Origin of the sequence: Streptantibioticus silvisoli (assembly GCF_027947535.2) — a bacterium.
GTDB classification, from domain to species: domain Bacteria; phylum Actinomycetota; class Actinomycetes; order Streptomycetales; family Streptomycetaceae; genus Streptantibioticus_C; species Streptantibioticus_C silvisoli.
This window is the reverse complement of sequence record NZ_JAAGKO020000102.1, coordinates 1-15,662: the sequence shown is the minus strand read 5'-3', so window position 1 is coordinate 15,662 and position 15,662 is coordinate 1. Positions and strand designations below refer to the sequence as shown.

Here is a 15,662-nt window from a genome sequence, read left to right as displayed (position 1 = left end):
TCGGCGCGTCGGCGCATCGGCGCGTCGGCGCATCGGCGCGTCGGCGCATCGGCGCGTCGGCGCATCGGCGCGTCGGCGCATCGGCGCGTCGGCGCATCGGCGCGTCGGCGCATCGGCGCGTCGGCGCATCGGCGCGTCGGCGCGTCGGCGCGTCGGCGCGTCGGCGCGTCGGCGCGTCAGGACGTCAGGACGTCAGGACGTCACAGCGCCACACCGAGCAGCGCGTCGACGGCGCGGGAGACCAGGCCGGGGGCGCCGGTGTCGGTGCCGCCGTCCCGTTCCTGCGTGGCGGCCCAGGCGTCGACGGCGGCCAGCGCGGCCGGGGCGTCGAGGTCGTCGGCCAGGGCGACGCGCAACCGCTCCACCAGGGCGTCGGCCCCGGGGCCGTCCGGGCGGGAGACCGCGGCACGCCAGCGGGCCAGCCGCTCGACGGCCTCGGCGAGCACCGCGTCGGTCCACTCCCAGTCGGAACGGTAGTGGTGGGCCAGCAGGGCGAGCCGGATGGCGACCGGGTCGGTGCCGTCGCGGCGCAGCTGCGAGACGAAGACCAGGTTGCCCTTGGACTTCGACATCTTCTCGCCGTCCAGCGCGACCATGCCGGTGTGCACGTAGGAGGTGGCGAACGGGAACGCGCCGGTGAGCGCCTGCGCGTGCGAGGCGCCCATCTCGTGGTGCGGGAAGGCCAGGTCGGAGCCGCCGCCCTGGACGTCGAAGCCCATGCCCAGGTGCTTCAGCGCGATGGCGACGCACTCGATGTGCCAGCCGGGCCGGCCCTGCCCCAACGAGCCGCCGTCCCAGCTGGGTTCGCCCTCGCGGGCCGCCATCCACAGCATCGGGTCGAGCAGGTTCTTCTTGCCGGGGCGGTCCGGGTCGCCGCCGCGCTCGGCCGACAGCAGCCGCATGGCCGCCGCGTCCAGCCCGGCGACCTGGCCGAAGTGCGGGTCCGCGTCGACGGAGAAGTAGGTGTCGCCCTCCAGCTCGTAGGCGGCACCGGACTCGCGCAGGCGTTCGACCAGCGGGATGATGTCCGGTATGGCCTCGACCGCGCCGATGTAGTGGCGCGGGGGCAGCAGGCGCAGCGCGGTCAGGTCCTCGCGGAACAGGGTGATCTCCCGTTCCGCCAGGTCGGTCCAGTCGACACCGGTGGCGACGGCCCGCTCCAGCAGCGGATCGTCGACGTCGGTGACGTTCTGCACGTAGTGGACCTGCCGCTTCGTGTCGAGCCACACACGCTGTACGAGGTCGAACGCGGTGAAGGTGGCCGCGTGACCCATGTGCGTGGCGTCGTACGGCGTGATGCCGCACACGTAGATGCGGGCGACCGGGCCGGGGTCCAGGGTGACCGGACCACCGGTGGCGGTGTCGTGGAGGCGGAGTTCGTGTCCCTTGCCGGGCAGGGAGGGAACATCCGAAGCGGGCCAGGCATACATGACATGAGCCTAACCGGACGAGTGTTCCGGTTACGACCCAGGATGGTGATGGTTGGCCGGAACGGCCCTCTTGTGATCGGCGGGCCGCCGTGCGGGGGCCGCGGCGGTGGTGGGATCAGACCGGCGGCCAGGGGATCGACGGCCAGTCGCCGCCGGGCAGCGGGTGCCGGCCGTCCGCCAGCAGGGCGGTGACCCGCTCGCGCAGCGCCGCGGTCTCGGCGGCGGTCAGCAGGGCCGCCAGCCGCTCCCCCAGCGGGCCCGCCAGGTCGGCGGACAGCCGCCCCAGCACGCCGGCGGCCTCCTCGGTCAGCGGTTCGCCCGCCCAGCCCCACAGCAGGGTGCGCAGCTTGTCCTCGGTGTGGAACGTGACGCCGTGGTCGATGCCGTACAGCCGTCCCGCCACGGTGGGCAGCAGGTGGCCGCCCTTGCGGTCGGCGTTGTTGATCACCGCGTCCAGCACGGACAGCCGCCGCAGCCGCGCGTCGTCGGCGTGCACCAGCCACGCCGTACGGCCCTCGCCGACCTCGGCCTCCACGACGGCCTTCCAGCCGGGCGCCGGTTCGTCGTCCTCGACCAGGGCGAGCAGCGGCTGCTGGTCGTCACTGTCGATCCACAGCTGGACCATGCCCCTGCCGTACGGCCCGTCGCGCAGCACGGTCGGCGGCACCAGGTCCCAGCCGGTGGCCTCGGAGACCAGGTACGCGGCGACCTCCCGGGAGGCCAGGTCGCCGTCGGGGAAGTCCCACAGCGGCCGCTCACCGGCGACCGGCTTGTAGACGCAGTGCGCGGTACGGCCCTCGTGGGAGATCACGCAGTACAGCACCGCGTTGGACGCCTCCCGCAACCGGCCCTCGACGGTCAGCTCCCCGCGAACGAGGAGGGTGAGGTCGTCGGGGGTGCCGGGGGTGTCTGTGGCGGGGGAGTCTGTGGGGGCGGGGGTGTCTGCGGCGGTGCCGTCGTTACGTGTACCGGTGCCGGCGTCCGGCGTGTGCGCGCCATCGTTACGTATACCGGTGCCCCCGTCCGGCGTATGCGTGCCGTCGTTGCGTGTACCGGTGCCGGCGTCCGGCGTATGCGTGCCATCGTTACGTATACCGGTGCCCCCGTCCGGCGTATGCGTGCCGTCGTTACGTATACCGGTGCCGGCGCCATCGTTACGTGTACCGGTGCCGGCGTCCGGCGTCTGCGCGCCGTCGTCAGGCGTACCGAAGCCGTCGTCGGGTGTACCCGGGCCGTCGTCCGGGGTGGCGGGGTCGTGCGGCGGGGCAGCGGTGGCGGCGGCGCCGGGGGGCGGGGCGTCGGCGACCGTGCCGTCCGGGGTCGTGCCGTCCGGCGGCGTGGTGCGGGTGACCGGCTCGGCGGCCGCCCGGGCGGTCCGCGGTGCCGGTGCGCCGCCGGGCGTCAGCCCGCTCGCCGGTACCCGTTCTGACGCGGGCATACGTGTCCTTCCGGGTCGAGGGGCAGGCTGCACAGCGGGCACGGCGGACGGCCCGCGGAGACCACCTCCATGGCCCGCTTGGCGAAGGACCGCGCCTGGGCCCCGGTGAGGCGGACCCGGAGCATCGGCGGGCCGTTCTCCTCGTCCTGGAGCAGCATCTCCTCGGCGGCCTCCATGTCGGCCGCGGACAGATCCTGCTCGACGTCCAGCTCGACCAGCGCCTGGGCCTCCAGGATCATCCGCTCGGCGGCGGTGTCCCAGGCCAGCGCCATGGTGCCGACCCGGAACTCCTCCTCGACCGGGGTGTCGAGCGGGGCGGAGTCGGACAGCTCCGACGGTGCGACGGCGGGCACCGAGGCGTTGCCGCCGCTGCGGCGCACGACCTCGTCGAGCAGCTCGTCGATCCGCTCCGCGAGCGCCTCGACCTGGGTCTTCTCCAGCGCCACGCTGGTGGTCCGGCCGGACGCGGTGGCCTGGAGGAAGAAGACGCGCTGGCCCGGCTGCCCGACCGTGCCGGCCACGAACCGGTCCGGCTGCTCGAAGAAGAACACCTGACGGGGCACGTCCGCTCCGTATTTCTCGACGTTGGTTCACCTGACGGGGTCACACACGGGCGCGCCGGGGCGCCGTGCGGACTCCGCCAACCCTACTGCGGAAGCGGATCACGGCGCTCCCGTGGCCCCGCCCACCACCGCGTCCGCCCCGGCGCCGCGCGGATGCGGCGCCAGGCCGCCGAACTCGCCGGTGTCGCCGAGCCGGATCAGGAACGGCCGCAGCGGGGTGTAGCGGATCGCGGTGACCGAGCAGGGATCGACCGACAGCCGCTGGAAGAGGTCGAGGTGCATACCGAGGGCATCGGCGATCAGCGACTTGATGATGTCGCCGTGCGAGCAGACCAGGTAGGCGGCGCCCTCGCCGTGCTCGGCCTCGATCCGGGTGTTCCAGTCACGCACGGCGTCCACCGCGCGCGCCTGCATGGCGCGGATCGACTCCCCGCCCTCGCCGGGGAAGACCGCGGCCGAGGGGTGCTGCTGGACGGTCTTCCACAGCGGTTCGTCGGCGAGGTCGGTGAGCTTGCGGCCGGTCCAGTCGCCGTACTTGCACTCGCCGAACCGCTCCTCGGTGTGCGAGGGCAGTTCGGGCCGGGTGGCCAGCAGCGGGGCCAGGGTCTCGCGGCAGCGCTGCAACGGACTGCTGACCACGGCGGCGAGCGGCATCCCCGCCAGCCGGCCGGCCAGGGTGGCCGCCTGCTCGGTGCCGTGCTCGTCCAGGCCGACGCCAGGACTCCATCCGGCGAGCACTCCGTCGGCATTGGCGGTGGACCGGCCGTGCCGGACCAGGATCACGATGGGCATGGGCCCGAGCCTACGGCGACCGGTACCGCGACGCGAAGAGCCCCGCACCCCCGACGCGAACCGCACCGGTACCGCACGCGAACGACGTTCACCCCCGGCACCCGGGAAGCACGGGTACACCGCACGATGACGCCGGCACCTGCCGCGCCAACAACCCCGGGTACACCGCACGATCACGCCGGCACCTGCCGGGCCAACAACCCCCGTACACCGCACGCAAACCCCGGCACCCGCGACGCGGGCAACCTCGGGTACACCGCACGAACAACCCCGGTACACCGCACGAAAACGCCGACACGCCCCCACGCGAACCGGCACCCGTACACCGCACGAAAAGTCCGCTCCCCGAGGCGGGAAACCCCGCTATGACCCACGGAGTACCCCGTGCCCGCGGGGTGCGCAGTCCTGGTGCCGACCTGCCCGGTGACTTTCCGGGGCGGCCAGGGACAATGGCCGGGTGATCGTGGATTGCGCCATTTACAAGGGCGGGCACCGCACCGAAGGCCCCGCCGACTTCTCCGATGCCCTGGAACAGGCCCGCCAGGACGGCGACTCCTTCCTGTGGATCGGGCTGCACGAGCCGACCCAGGAGGAGTTCGACCTGGTGTCCGGCGAGTTCGGCCTGCACCCGCTCGCCGTGGAGGACGCGCTCACCGCCCACCAGCGGCCGAAGCTGGAGGTCTACCAGGACTCCCTGTTCCTGGCGCTGAAGCCGGTGACGTACGACGACGACGCGGACGTGGTCTCCGCCGACGAACTGATGGTCTTCGTCGGCGACTCCTTCGTGGTGACCGTGCGGCACGGCGAGGGGCAGCGGCTGAAGGAGGTGCGCGAGCGGCTGGAGGACAGCCCGGACGTCCTGGCGCACGGCCCCTGCGCGGTGCTGTACGCGGTCTGCGACGCCACCGTCGACCACTACGTGGACGTAGCCAGCGAACTGCACACGGACCTGGAACTGCTGGAGGAGGAGATCTTCGCCCCCGACGGCGGTACCGAGACCCGCAACACCGCGGGTCGGATCTACGGCTTCAAGCGGCAGGTCATGGAGTTCCGCCGGGCCACCTCCCCGCTCGCCGACCCGATGACCCGGCTCGCGCTGGCCCAGGTGCCGTACGTCGACCGGGAGAGCCAGCCGTTCTTCCGCGACGTGAGCGACCACCTGACCCGGGTCAACGAGCAGGTGGACGGCCTGGACCGGCTGCTGAGCGACATGCTCGGCGCCCACCTGACACAGGTCGGGATACGGCAGAACGACGACATGCGCAAGATCTCCGCCTGGGCGGCCATCGCGGCGGTGCCGACGCTGATCGCGGGCGTGTACGGCATGAACTTCACCCACATGCCCGAACTCCAGTGGCACTACGGCTATTACGGCGTCCTGGGAGTCATGCTGGCGGCCTGCTGGGTGCTGTACGTCTTCTTCAAAAAGCGCGGCTGGCTGTAGGACCGCGCGGGACCGCGGCCGTCGTCCCGGCGCCGGCAGAACGTGCGCGGGCGGCCCCCGTAACCCCGCCGCGGCGCAGGCGTTGTAGGGACGACGGCCGTGGCGGGGAAGACCCCCGAGCCCCCACCACGGCCGCAGAAACGTCACTACACCGCCGACCCGTCCCCCATGGCCGCCACCTGCCATTCCTTCCTCCGCCATGGCCCCCGCTCCTGACGGTGTGGCTGGGTAAGGTGCCAAGGAGGCAATCAAGGCGCCAGGGACGGGATCGCGAAGCAGGTGGACATGTTCAGCAAGGCCGCCGGAAGTCGTCCGGCCACGGGACAGCTGGGCCCGGCCGGCTCCGACTGGTCGCCGTACACACGCCTCGAGGAGGCGGCCCGCGCCTACTTCCTGCACGCGGACGTGGCGCTCGACGCGGTGGCCGGCGTGCTGGGCCGGCGGCGGGTGCGGGGCTTCACGCTGGAGCGGGTGGTCGACCTGACCGAGGCGGGCACGTCGGTCTGGCAGGAGGCCGCGGTCTGCGACGGGAGGCGGCTCATCCTGTGGCACAGCGAGGAGTTGGCCGACGAGGCCTCCCCCGGCGGCACCGTGCTGGACTCCTCGATCCAGGTGCTCCCGCTGGGGTCCATCGGCCACGTCGGCATGCGCACCCTGGTCGGCCGGGACGAGGGCGGCGGACGGGTGGACCGCGGGGTCTACCTGGTGCTCGCCACCGCCACACCGCACGAACTCAGCGCGGTGCAGGGCGATCCGGACTCCCCGGTGGCCTCCGCGCGGCTGCGCCCGGAGGCGTTCCGCTTCAGCAAGTCCCTGGAGGACGGCGGGCCCGGCCAGATAGCCCGGCTCATCGACTTCGGCCGACTGCTGGGCCGTCTGGTCCCGGCCTGACCGCCGCCCGCCGTCCCGTTCAGGGGGTGCGCGAACGCCCGCGCGGCGTCCGCCCGTCCGTCACGCCAGCTTGGCGTGCTCCAGGGCCTCCACACCAGTGCGCAGCGCCGTGAGGCGCTCCTCCAGGGTGAAGCCGGCCGGGGAGAGGGTGAGGGTGGTGACGCCGGCCTCGGCGTAGGCCGTCATGCGGTCGGCGATCCGCTCGACGGTGCCCAGCAGGCTGGTGGAGTCGATGAGCTGGCGCGGAACGGCGGCGGCGGCACCGTTCTTGTCGCCGGCCAGGTACTTGTCCTGGATCTCGGCGGCGGCCTCCTCGTACCCCATGCGCTGGGCGAGGCGGTTGTAGAAGTTCTGCTTGCGGCTGCCCATGCCGCCGACGTACAGCGCGGTGTACGGGCGGAAGAGGTCGGCGAGCGCGTCGACGTCCTCGCCGACCGCGATCGGCAGCGTCGGGCACACGTCGAAGCCGTCCAGGGTCTTGCCGACCTTCTCGCGGCCGGCCCGGATCGACGACAGCGCGGTCTCCTCCAGGTGTTCCGCGGCCGGGAAGATCAGCAGCGCGCCGTCGGCGATCTCGCCGGTCTGCTCCAGGTTCTTCGGGCCGATGGCCGCGATGTACAGCGGGATGTACTCGCGCACCGGGTGCACGGTGAGCTTCAGCGGCTTGCCGGGGCCGCCGGGCAGCGGCAGCGTCCAGTGTTCGCCGTCGTGCGACAGCCGCTCGCGGGACATCGCCTTGCGGACGATCTCCACGTACTCGCGGGTGCGCGCCAGCGGCTTGTCGAACTTCACGCCGTACCAGCCCTCGGAGACCTGCGGCCCCGAGACGCCCAGGCCGAGGCGGAACCGGCCGCCGGACAGCGAGTCGAGGGTGGCGGCGGTCATCGCGGTCATCGCCGGGGTGCGGGCCGGGATCTGGAAGATCGCCGAACCGATGTCGATCCGCTCGGTCTGCGCGGCCACCCAGGACAGCACGGTCGGCCCGTCGGACCCGTACGCCTCGGCCGCCCAGCACACCGAGTAGCCCAGCCGGTCGGCCTCCTGGGCCACCGCCAGATTGTCGCCGTCCATACCGGCGCCCCAGTAGCCGAGATTGATCCCGAGCCGCATCACGGTCTCCTACCCATCGGTAACGTCTTCGTCCCTGGGGACTCTAGCGCGGACCGGCGCCGCGGGCGGCTGTCAGATGGGCCACAGGCGCCGCGCACCCGGATGTGCCGGAGGTCACCCGGGCAGCGCGCTGGTCGGTAGGGTCACAACTCATGGAACAAAGGCATCTCGGCCGCACCGGGCTACGGGTATCCCGGCTGGGTCTCGGCACGCTCACCTGGGGGCGCGACACGGGCGAACGCGAGGCGGCCGACCAGCTCAAGACGTTCTGGGACGCCGGTGGCACGCTGGTCGACACGGCCGACGTGTACGCGGACGGCGCCGCGGAGTACCTGCTGGGACGGCTGCTGGAGAACCTGGTGCCGCGGCAGGACCTGGTGATCGCCACGAAGGCCGGCAGCGTTCCGGACCCCGACCGGCGCTTCGACGCCTCCCGCCGCCACCTGCTGTCGGCGCTGGACGCCTCCCTGGAGCGGCTGGGCACCGACCACGTCGACCTGTGGCAGGTGCACGCCTTCGATCCGACGACGCCCCTGGAGGAGACGCTCCAGGCCCTGGACATCGCCGTCTCCTCCGGCCGCGCCCGCTACGCCGGTGTCTCCAACTTCTCCGGCTGGCAGCTGGCGAAGGCGGCGACCTGGCAGCTGGCCTGTCCCGGCCGCACCCCGGTCGCCAGTACGCAGATGGAGTACTCCCTGCTGCAACGCGGCGTCGAACGTGAAGTGCTGCCCGCCGCGCTGGACCTGCGCATCGGCCTGCTGCCGTCCTCCCCGCTGGGCCGCGGTGTCCTCACCGGCAAGTACCGGCACGGGATACCGACGCGTTCGCGCGGCGCCTCCGACCACCTCGCGCCGTTCGTCGCGCCCTACCTGGACGAGACCGCCTCCGCCATCGTCGACGCGGTCGCCACCGCCGCCGAGGGCCTCGGCGTCTCACCGCTCCAGGTCGCGCTGGCCTGGGTGCGCGACCGCCCCGGGGTGGCCGCGCCGATCCTGGGGGCACGCGACGCGCACCAGCTCGGGCAGGCGTTGTCAGTGGAGGGTCTTAGGCTTCCCGTCGAGATCAATAACGCACTGGATGACATTTCGGCGCCGGTGCACCGGTACCCGGACCACGACTGGAGCACGCTGTGAACGACCGAGAGCGGACCGCACCGGCGCCCGGGAACGCCGGGGAACGGCCGACGGCCGACGCGGAGGGCCCGGCTCCCTCAACGGCCCCCTCAACGGCCTCCTCAGCGGGCGCGGACGAGGCGGGGCCCGGCGAAGGGCCGCAGGACCGCGGGCCGTTGGCGGACCGCGCGGGCGCGGACGAACGCCCGCCGGCCGACGGGGAAAGCGCGGCGACGCCCGAGCCGGCAGGCCCGACGCGACCGGCGCCGCCCGCGAGCGCGGAGGCGGCGGACACCCCGGCCCCGGCTCCCCGGCCGTCGGCCGTGCCGGAAAAGCCGGAACCGTCGGCCGCGGCGGGAAAGCCCGCGGGACTGCCGCCCGAACTCGCCCGGCTCGCCGAGGCGGTGCGGGCGATCGAACGCAACGAGGTGGCGCCGGCGCCGCGTTCGGTCCCCCGCCCGGCCCCGGCCTCGGCCCCGGAGCCCACCGCGGCGCCCCCGGCGGCCGACCGGCCGCGCCCGGTGGCGGCGCCGATGGCCCTGCCCGACAAGCCGGTCGAGGCGGCCCGGGTCGTCCTGGCCCGCGGCGGCGCGCCGGAGGCCCTCGCCGAGGCCGCGGTCGGCACGCTGGGTGAGCGCGCCGGTGAACTGCTGGGCGGGGACCCGTGGTTGATCCTCGGCCTGCCCGGTGTCCGGCCGGACCAGGCGGACGGCTTCGCGCGCGCCCTGCTCGGCGACGCCTGCGGTCCCGGCGACCCGCGCCGCGGCCCCGCGGTCACCGGCTGGCTGCTCGCCCGCGCCGCCGACGCCGGACACACCGCCCTGGAGTGGTCCGTGCTGTCCGCGGCGCTGGCCAAGCAGACGGTGCCGGACCCGGAGGAGACGCTGCGTTCCGCGGTCGAGGACGGCCGCCTGATGGTCTTCCGCGACGAACGCGCCCCGGAGGCCGGCTCCCGCCCCTCCCGGACCGACGACGAGGACGAGGACGAGGCCCCCGCCGACATCCTGCTCGCCCTGGACCGCTACGCACTGGCCGAGGAGAGCCTCGCGGACGGCCTGGCCCGGGTGCTCAACTCCCCCGTCGACCCGTCCGCCCCCGAGGAGGGCGCCGCCGGGACCGCGCAGGACGGGGCCGGCGCGCAGGACGGCGCGGCCTCCGAGGGCGCCGGTGCGAGCGGTGCCGGCGGTGCGGGTGCGGGCGGAGCGGCCGACACCGGTGACGGTCGCGCCGGGACGCGGCGGATGGACTGGGAGGCGGCCGCGGCGGCCGCGCCCTCACCGTCGGCGGCGGCGCTGATCCGGGCGGTGGCCGACAGCGCCCTGGTGGCGCACACCGGCGGCGAGGCGGCACGGGCCGAACCGGCGGCGCTGGTCGCCGCGGCGCGGGCGGCGGGCCTGCGGGCGTACGCCGCGGCGCACACCGAGGACGGCAGGCGGCGCCTGGCGCGGGCGCTGGGCCCGGACGGCGACGGCGCGGCGGTCACCGTGGACGGGCTGCTGTCCGGCACGCAGGGCCCCGGGCGCGACGGGGACGGCACGCTGGCGCTGGACCTGTTGGCGGTGCTGGACGCGCCGCAGCTGGACGTGGAGCGGGCCGCGACGCTGGTCGAGACGGTGCCGGACGGCGCCCGGCTGGTGCTCAGCGGGGACCCGGCGGTGCTGTGGTCGGCGGGGCCGGGCCGGGCGTTCGCCGACCTGCTGGCGGCGAAGGCGTGCCCGCTGGTGGTCTCGCGCACCCCGGACCCCGGTCCGGTCGGCGAGCTGGTCTCCGGCATCGGCATCGGCGAACTGGCCCCGGTCGAGGCGCCGGACAAGGAGGTCGTCATCGTCCCGGTGCGCGACCCGCGCGAGGCGGTGCACCGCGCGGTTCAGCTGATGGCGGACTCCATCCCCCGGGCGATCGGCGTGCCGGCCGAGCAGACGGTGGCCGTCACGCTGGCGCACGGCGGCCCGGTCGGTACGCGGGCGCTCAACGCGGCGCTCAAGGAACGTCTCAACCCCGGCCCCGGACGCTTCGGCGGCTTCGACCCGGGCGACCGGGTGGTGCTCAACGCCGAGCCGGACGCCTCCGGTACGGTGCCGGGCACACCGCCCGCGTTCGGCACGGTGGTCTCCGGCGACCCGGCGGGCCTGCGGCTGGACTGCGGGGGCACTCAGCTCGTCCTCGCCCCCGAACGGGTCACGGGCTCGCTGCGGCACGGCTGGGCCGTCACCGCCCACCAGGCCGCCGGGACGCGGTGGCCGGCGGTGGTCGTGGTGGTCCCCGGTGAGACGCCGGCCGCGGCACCGTTGACCCGGTCGTGGGCCTACACCGCGTTCAGCCGCGCGGAGCGCCACCTGTCGGTCGTGCAGGGCGCCGAGCAGGAACTGCACCGCGCGGTGTCCGAACGCCCCGCCAAGGACCGCACCACCCGCCTGCGCACCGTCCTGCGCGAACAGGCCGCCCAGGTCTGACACCCCCGCCCGGCGGAGGCGGCGCCCCGGTCCGGGCTGTGGCGGTGGGCCCGCCCGGCGGCGCTGCTGCCGGCTCCGGTGGTGGCCGGCCGCACCAGTGCGTCATGTACCGGTGCGGCCGGGCGCCGTCAGCGGGGTGGAGCGGGCGTCGTCAGCCGCGCCGGCCGGCGTCGTCGTCCACCACGCCGGACCGGCTCCTTCATGTGCCGCACCGGCCCGGCGTCGTCGTCCACGGCGCCGGACCGGTTCCCTCGTGTGCCGCACGGACCGGCATCGTCGTCCACCACGCCGGTCCGGCTGAATCGTGTGCCGCGCCGGTCAGGCGTCGGCCTCCTCGTGGTCGTCGTCGAAGACGGAACTGACGTCGAATCGGCAGATGACGAGCTCGGGATCGGCGGCGTCGAAGGGGGTGGACAGCCACTCCCCCGGCTCCGTGCTCTCCCCCGCGGTCACCCAGATGGTGGAATCGCCCTCCTCCAGTCCGAATTCCTCGTGACGGGAGGCGATTTCATCCGGTTCGTACTCGCCGAACACCGCGCTGACGGCCGCGCCGACCCCCGCGACGTCGTCGCCCGGGGAGTCGGCGATCCGGCGGGCCTGGGCGGTCAGCCGGAGCGGTTCGGCCACGATGTAGTCCCGGCGGATCAGCACGCTGATGGCCTCCGGGTTCTCCGGTCCCGCGTAGGCGGGCAGCGAGTCGGGGGCGGGTACCTCGAACGGGGTGACCTCGTCGTAGGCGTCGTACAGCAGCTCGTCGTAGGTCTCGGCGGTGCTGGCCAGGGCGTCGAAGGCGGCGAAGACCGCCGGATCGTCGTCACCCGTACGGTTCTCGATGGCGGCCAGGTGGCGGTCAATGGCAGCTTTGACCGCCTCGGCGGCGGCACGTACCTCGGCAACGGTGGGCTGCGCGGCATCAGACATGGTGCAGACGCTATCCGGATCGGGCCGTTGCCCGCACAATAGATGCGATGCCGGAATACGAATTTCAAGACGTGTACGTGCCCCGGGGCGTATCGCGGAACGCGACCCGGCGCATGCTGACCGAGCACGCGGAGTACGGCCACTGGGAACTGGAACGGCTCCGCCTCTACCCCGACGGCAGCCGCAAGGTGCGGTTGCGCCGCCGGATCATCCGCCAGGTCCGCGCGACCTGGTGACGTCAAGGGCCCCCGCGCACGCCGGGGGCCACCGTACGGCGGGGGCCGCGCGAAACGTCGCCCGGAGCGGGGCATCCGCACCCGGACGTGCCGAAGGGCGGTCGCACCACGGGGGTGCGACCGCCCTGACGCGTCCACCGGTACGGTCCCCGGCGGTGCGGATTCGTCAGCCGCGCATCGCCCGGCCCCGGCGGTACAGCACGAAGCCGCCGAGCAGTGCGCCGGCGCCGGTCGCGGCCATCAGGCCCATCTCCTGCACACCGGTGTGCGCCAGCATCTGCTGGGCCGGCGCCGGACGGGCGTGACGCGGGCCCGGGGCAACGGGCTGCGACGGGACGTGCGGCGTGGCCGGCGGGGTGCTGACCGGCGTCGGCGGCGTGGGCGTGACCGGCGGCGTGGGCACGGTGGGCGGCGCCGGGGTCACCGGGGTGCCGCCGTTGTCGCAGCCGTTGCCGAACACCGGGTTGAGCAGGCCGACGACGTCGACGCTGTTCCCGCAGGCGTTCACCGGCACGTGCACCGGGACCTGCACGGTGTTGCCCGAGCCGACACCCGGGGAGTTGCTGCTGCCGCCGGTCGCGGTCGAGCTGCCGCCCGCCGTCGTACCGGCGCCGCCCTGCGAGGTGTTGGCGCAGCCGTTGCCGAACGTGGGGTTCAGCGCGCCGACCACGTTCGCGGAGTTGCCGCAGGCGTTGACCGGCGCGTGCACCGGGACCTGCACGGTGTTGCCGGAGCCGACGCCCGGGGAGTTGCTGCTGGCGCCGGTGGCCGTCGCGCCGCCGCCGGTGGTGCCGGCCACGCCGTTCGAGGTGTTGGCGCAGTGGTTGCCGAACGCCGGGTTGAGCGCGCCGATGATGTCGACGGTGTTGCCGCACACGTTGACGGGCACGTGCACCGGGACCTGCACGGTGTTCCCGGACAGCACTCCCGGGGAGCCGGCCGCGCTGCCGGCCGCTCCCGCGTCGGCGTAGGCGTACCCGCCGGTGACGGCGAGCACGCCGCCCGTCGCGATGACGGTGATCAGGCCTTTTTTCGCGACCTGCCTCATGTGTTCCCTGCCTTCTGTGTTTCTGGGCGCGCGCGGGCCGGAGCCCGACACGAGGAAGCGGGAGAGTTTCCGGGAACGCCAGGACCGCCGTCACGACGGCCAGTTGATGCGATATTCCGAACGACTTCCCGTAAGACCGCGACGGCCCCGGAGCACTTTGCCGCTCCAGGGCCGCGCGAGAGCCGGACAACGAGGGTCCGGCAGACGTCAGGCGGTCAGCGCCCGACTCGACGTCAGCTGTTGACGCAGGTGTTGCCGAACGCGGGGTTCAGCAGACCGATCACGTTGATCGTGTTGCCGCACACGTTCACCGGTACGTGGACCGGAACCTGGATCACGTTGCCGGACAGGACGCCGGGGGACTGCACCGCAGCACCCTGAGCGCCCGCGTCGGCAACCGCCAGGCCCGCACCGGCGAGCACCAGGGTGCCGGTGGCAGCCGCGACAGCGGCGACCTTCTTGATCATTGTTCCTCCTCGTTGGTGGTGCGGTCCCAGCCGCGGACCGCACTGACCTAACGAAGAGCACCGGGTGGGGCAACGAGCGCGTTACCCCATTCACTCGTTCCGGCTATGACCGTACGAGTACTCGAATCATCGGTTCCTCACACCGCACCGCGCGACGCTCCGGGCGAGGGACGAGGGAAGCGGGGAGCGGGGCGGGGAGGTGTGAGGCGGGGGTCAGCGGCGACCCGTGGAGCGCGCCGGGGCGGCCGGCCTCCGGGATGCCCCGCCGAGCGTGCCGACCGTGGCCGGCGTCAGCACGCGTCGAGGAACCGGTCCAGCACCCGGACGCCGAACTTCAGGCCGTCCACCGGGACCCGTTCGTCCACGCCGTGGAACATCCCGGCGAAGTCGAGGTCGGCCGGCAGCCGCAGCGGGGCGAAGCCGAAGCAGCGGATGCCGAGGTCGTCGAAGGACTTGGCGTCCGTGCCGCCGGACAGGCAGTACGGCACGGCCCGCGCGATCGGGTCCTCGGCGCGCAGCGCGGACTGCATGGCGTCCACGAGCGCGCCGTCGAAGGTGGTCTCCAGCGCCTTGTCGCTGTGCACGTCCTCCCGCTTGACCCGCGGGCCGAGCAGCCGGTCGATGTCGGTGAGGAACTCCTCCTCGTAACCGGGCAGGAAACGCCCGTCGACGTGGGCGACCGCCTGGCCGGGGATGACGTTGACCTTGTACCCGGCGCCCAGCATGGTCGGCGCGGCGGTGTTGCTCAGCGTGGCGCCGATGAGCTTGGCGATGCCGCCGAGCTTGGCCAGCGTGGCGTCCATGTCCTCCGGGTCCAGCGGGGTGCCGAGCGCGTCGGACAGCTCGTCGAGGAAGGACCGCACGCTCTTGGTGACCCGCACCGGCCACTTGTGCCGGCCGAGCCGGCCGACCGCCTCGCACAGCTCGGTGATGGCGTTGTCGTTGTTGGTCATCGACCCGTGCCCGGCGGTGCCGTCCACGGTGAGCCGCATCCAGTGCATGCCCTTCTCGGCGGTCTCCACCAGGTACAGCCGCAGGTTCTCGTTGACGGTGAACGAGAAGCCGCCGACCTCGCCGATCGCCTCGGTCACGCCCTCGAACAGGTCCGGGTGCTCACGCACGAGGTGCTTGGCCCCCCAGACGCCGCCGGCCTCCTCGTCGGCCAGGAACGCCAGCACGATGTCGCGCGGCGGCTTGCGTCCACTGCGCAGCCGGTCACGGACGACGGCGAGCGTCATCGCGTCCATGTCCTTCATGTCGACCGCGCCGCGCCCCCATACGCAGCCGTCGGCGATCTCGCCGGAGAACGGGTGGTGCGTCCAGTCGTCGGCGTTGGCCGGAACGACGTCGGTATGGCCGTGGATCAGCAGCGCGGGCCGCGACGGGTCCTCCCCCGCGATCCGTGCCACGGTCGAGGCACGCCCCTTGTGCGACTCGAAGATCCGCGGTTCGAGCCCGACCTCCGCGAGCTTCTCCGCCACGTACTCCGCCGCGACCCGCTCCCCCGGCCCGGAATGGTCGCCGTAGTTGCTGGTGTCGATGCGGATCAGGTCACGGCACAGATCGACGACCTCGTCCTCGCCCCTGACCGCCCGCACCGGATTCGACTCGCTCACGCCTGCTCCTCTTCGTCACCAAGCCCTTTGCCCCATTCTCCCCCCGCACCCGCACACCGGACCAGCGACGGGGCGGGGGGAGGGGGCTTCATGGGGTGGGGGCGGTCGGGGGAAGGTTCTTCATGGGGTGGGGGTGCGGTC

At 73.7% G+C, this 15,662-nt stretch carries 14 protein-coding genes; 5 read left to right on the top strand and 9 right to left on the bottom strand.

Annotated elements, in window-relative coordinates; genetic code table 11:
• Window positions 1-200: 200 nt before the first annotated feature.
• The 4 genes from mshC to POF43_RS33660 all read right to left on the bottom strand — a co-directional run bounded on the left by mshC (window position 201) and on the right by POF43_RS33660 (window position 4,223).
• A complete protein-coding gene (mshC, locus tag POF43_RS33675; RefSeq protein WP_271323742.1) occupies window positions 201-1,430 on the bottom strand; it encodes a cysteine--1-D-myo-inosityl 2-amino-2-deoxy-alpha-D-glucopyranoside ligase in 1,230 nt (409 codons plus the stop codon).
• Window positions 1,431-1,545: 115 nt separating this feature from the next.
• Window positions 1,546-2,292, bottom strand: a complete 747-nt coding sequence (locus POF43_RS33670) for an SCO1664 family protein (protein WP_271323747.1) — start codon at window positions 2,290-2,292, stop codon at window positions 1,546-1,548.
• A gap of 539 nt (window positions 2,293-2,831) precedes the next feature.
• On the bottom strand, window positions 2,832-3,431 hold the full coding sequence (locus POF43_RS33665; protein WP_271316744.1) for a DUF3090 domain-containing protein: 600 nt from the start codon (window positions 3,429-3,431) through the stop codon (window positions 2,832-2,834).
• Window positions 3,432-3,530: 99 nt separating this feature from the next.
• Entirely contained in the window at window positions 3,531-4,223 is a 693-nt protein-coding gene (locus tag POF43_RS33660; protein ID WP_271316745.1) for a histidine phosphatase family protein, read from the bottom strand.
• Window positions 4,224-4,680: 457 nt separating this feature from the next.
• On the opposite strand from POF43_RS33660, the gene corA reads away from it, so the two are divergent.
• Window positions 4,681-5,667 carry a magnesium/cobalt transporter CorA gene (gene corA, locus POF43_RS33655; RefSeq protein ID WP_271316746.1) on the top strand — a complete coding sequence of 329 codons (987 nt, stop codon included), beginning with the start codon at window positions 4,681-4,683 and terminating at the stop codon, window positions 5,665-5,667.
• A gap of 285 nt (window positions 5,668-5,952) precedes the next feature.
• Window positions 5,953-6,558: a hypothetical protein gene (locus POF43_RS33650; RefSeq protein WP_271323731.1), complete on the top strand. Its 606-nt coding sequence runs from the start codon at window positions 5,953-5,955 to the stop codon at window positions 6,556-6,558.
• Between the two features lie 60 nt (window positions 6,559-6,618).
• Here the strand turns inward: POF43_RS33650 and POF43_RS33645 are convergent, their stop codons facing one another.
• Window positions 6,619-7,668 carry an LLM class F420-dependent oxidoreductase gene (locus POF43_RS33645; protein WP_271316748.1) on the bottom strand — a complete coding sequence of 350 codons (1,050 nt, stop codon included), beginning with the start codon at window positions 7,666-7,668 and terminating at the stop codon, window positions 6,619-6,621.
• Window positions 7,669-7,820: 152 nt separating this feature from the next.
• Here POF43_RS33645 and POF43_RS33640 point away from each other — a divergent pair, with 152 nt between their 5' ends.
• Together POF43_RS33640 and POF43_RS33635 are read left to right on the top strand one after the other, a co-directional pair.
• The gene (locus tag POF43_RS33640) at window positions 7,821-8,801 is read left to right on the top strand and encodes an aldo/keto reductase (RefSeq protein WP_271316749.1); all 981 of its coding nucleotides are present in this window, start codon (window positions 7,821-7,823) and stop codon (window positions 8,799-8,801) included.
• Window positions 8,802-9,103: 302 nt separating this feature from the next.
• Window positions 9,104-11,233, top strand: a complete 2,130-nt coding sequence (locus POF43_RS33635) for an ATP-binding domain-containing protein (RefSeq protein ID WP_372516187.1) — start codon at window positions 9,104-9,106, stop codon at window positions 11,231-11,233.
• A 318-nt stretch (window positions 11,234-11,551) separates the two neighbouring features.
• Here the strand turns inward: POF43_RS33635 and POF43_RS33630 are convergent, their stop codons facing one another.
• On the bottom strand, window positions 11,552-12,154 hold the full coding sequence (locus POF43_RS33630; RefSeq protein WP_271317353.1) for a hypothetical protein: 603 nt from the start codon (window positions 12,152-12,154) through the stop codon (window positions 11,552-11,554).
• A gap of 47 nt (window positions 12,155-12,201) precedes the next feature.
• On the opposite strand from POF43_RS33630, the gene POF43_RS33625 reads away from it, so the two are divergent.
• Window positions 12,202-12,390 carry a DUF5703 family protein gene (locus POF43_RS33625; RefSeq protein WP_271317352.1) on the top strand — a complete coding sequence of 63 codons (189 nt, stop codon included), beginning with the start codon at window positions 12,202-12,204 and terminating at the stop codon, window positions 12,388-12,390.
• Between the two features lie 166 nt (window positions 12,391-12,556).
• Here the strand turns inward: POF43_RS33625 and POF43_RS33620 are convergent, their stop codons facing one another.
• From POF43_RS33620 to POF43_RS33610, 3 genes are all read right to left on the bottom strand, one after another.
• A complete protein-coding gene (locus tag POF43_RS33620; RefSeq protein ID WP_271323729.1) occupies window positions 12,557-13,438 on the bottom strand; it encodes a chaplin in 882 nt (293 codons plus the stop codon).
• Window positions 13,439-13,671: 233 nt separating this feature from the next.
• Window positions 13,672-13,905 (bottom strand): chaplin ChpH, encoded by a 234-nt coding sequence (chpH, locus tag POF43_RS33615; RefSeq protein WP_271317350.1) that lies wholly within the window; start codon window positions 13,903-13,905, stop codon window positions 13,672-13,674.
• A 290-nt stretch (window positions 13,906-14,195) separates the two neighbouring features.
• Window positions 14,196-15,521 carry a M20/M25/M40 family metallo-hydrolase gene (locus tag POF43_RS33610; RefSeq protein WP_271325942.1) on the bottom strand — a complete coding sequence of 442 codons (1,326 nt, stop codon included), beginning with the start codon at window positions 15,519-15,521 and terminating at the stop codon, window positions 14,196-14,198.
• Window positions 15,522-15,662: the final 141 nt, after the last annotated feature.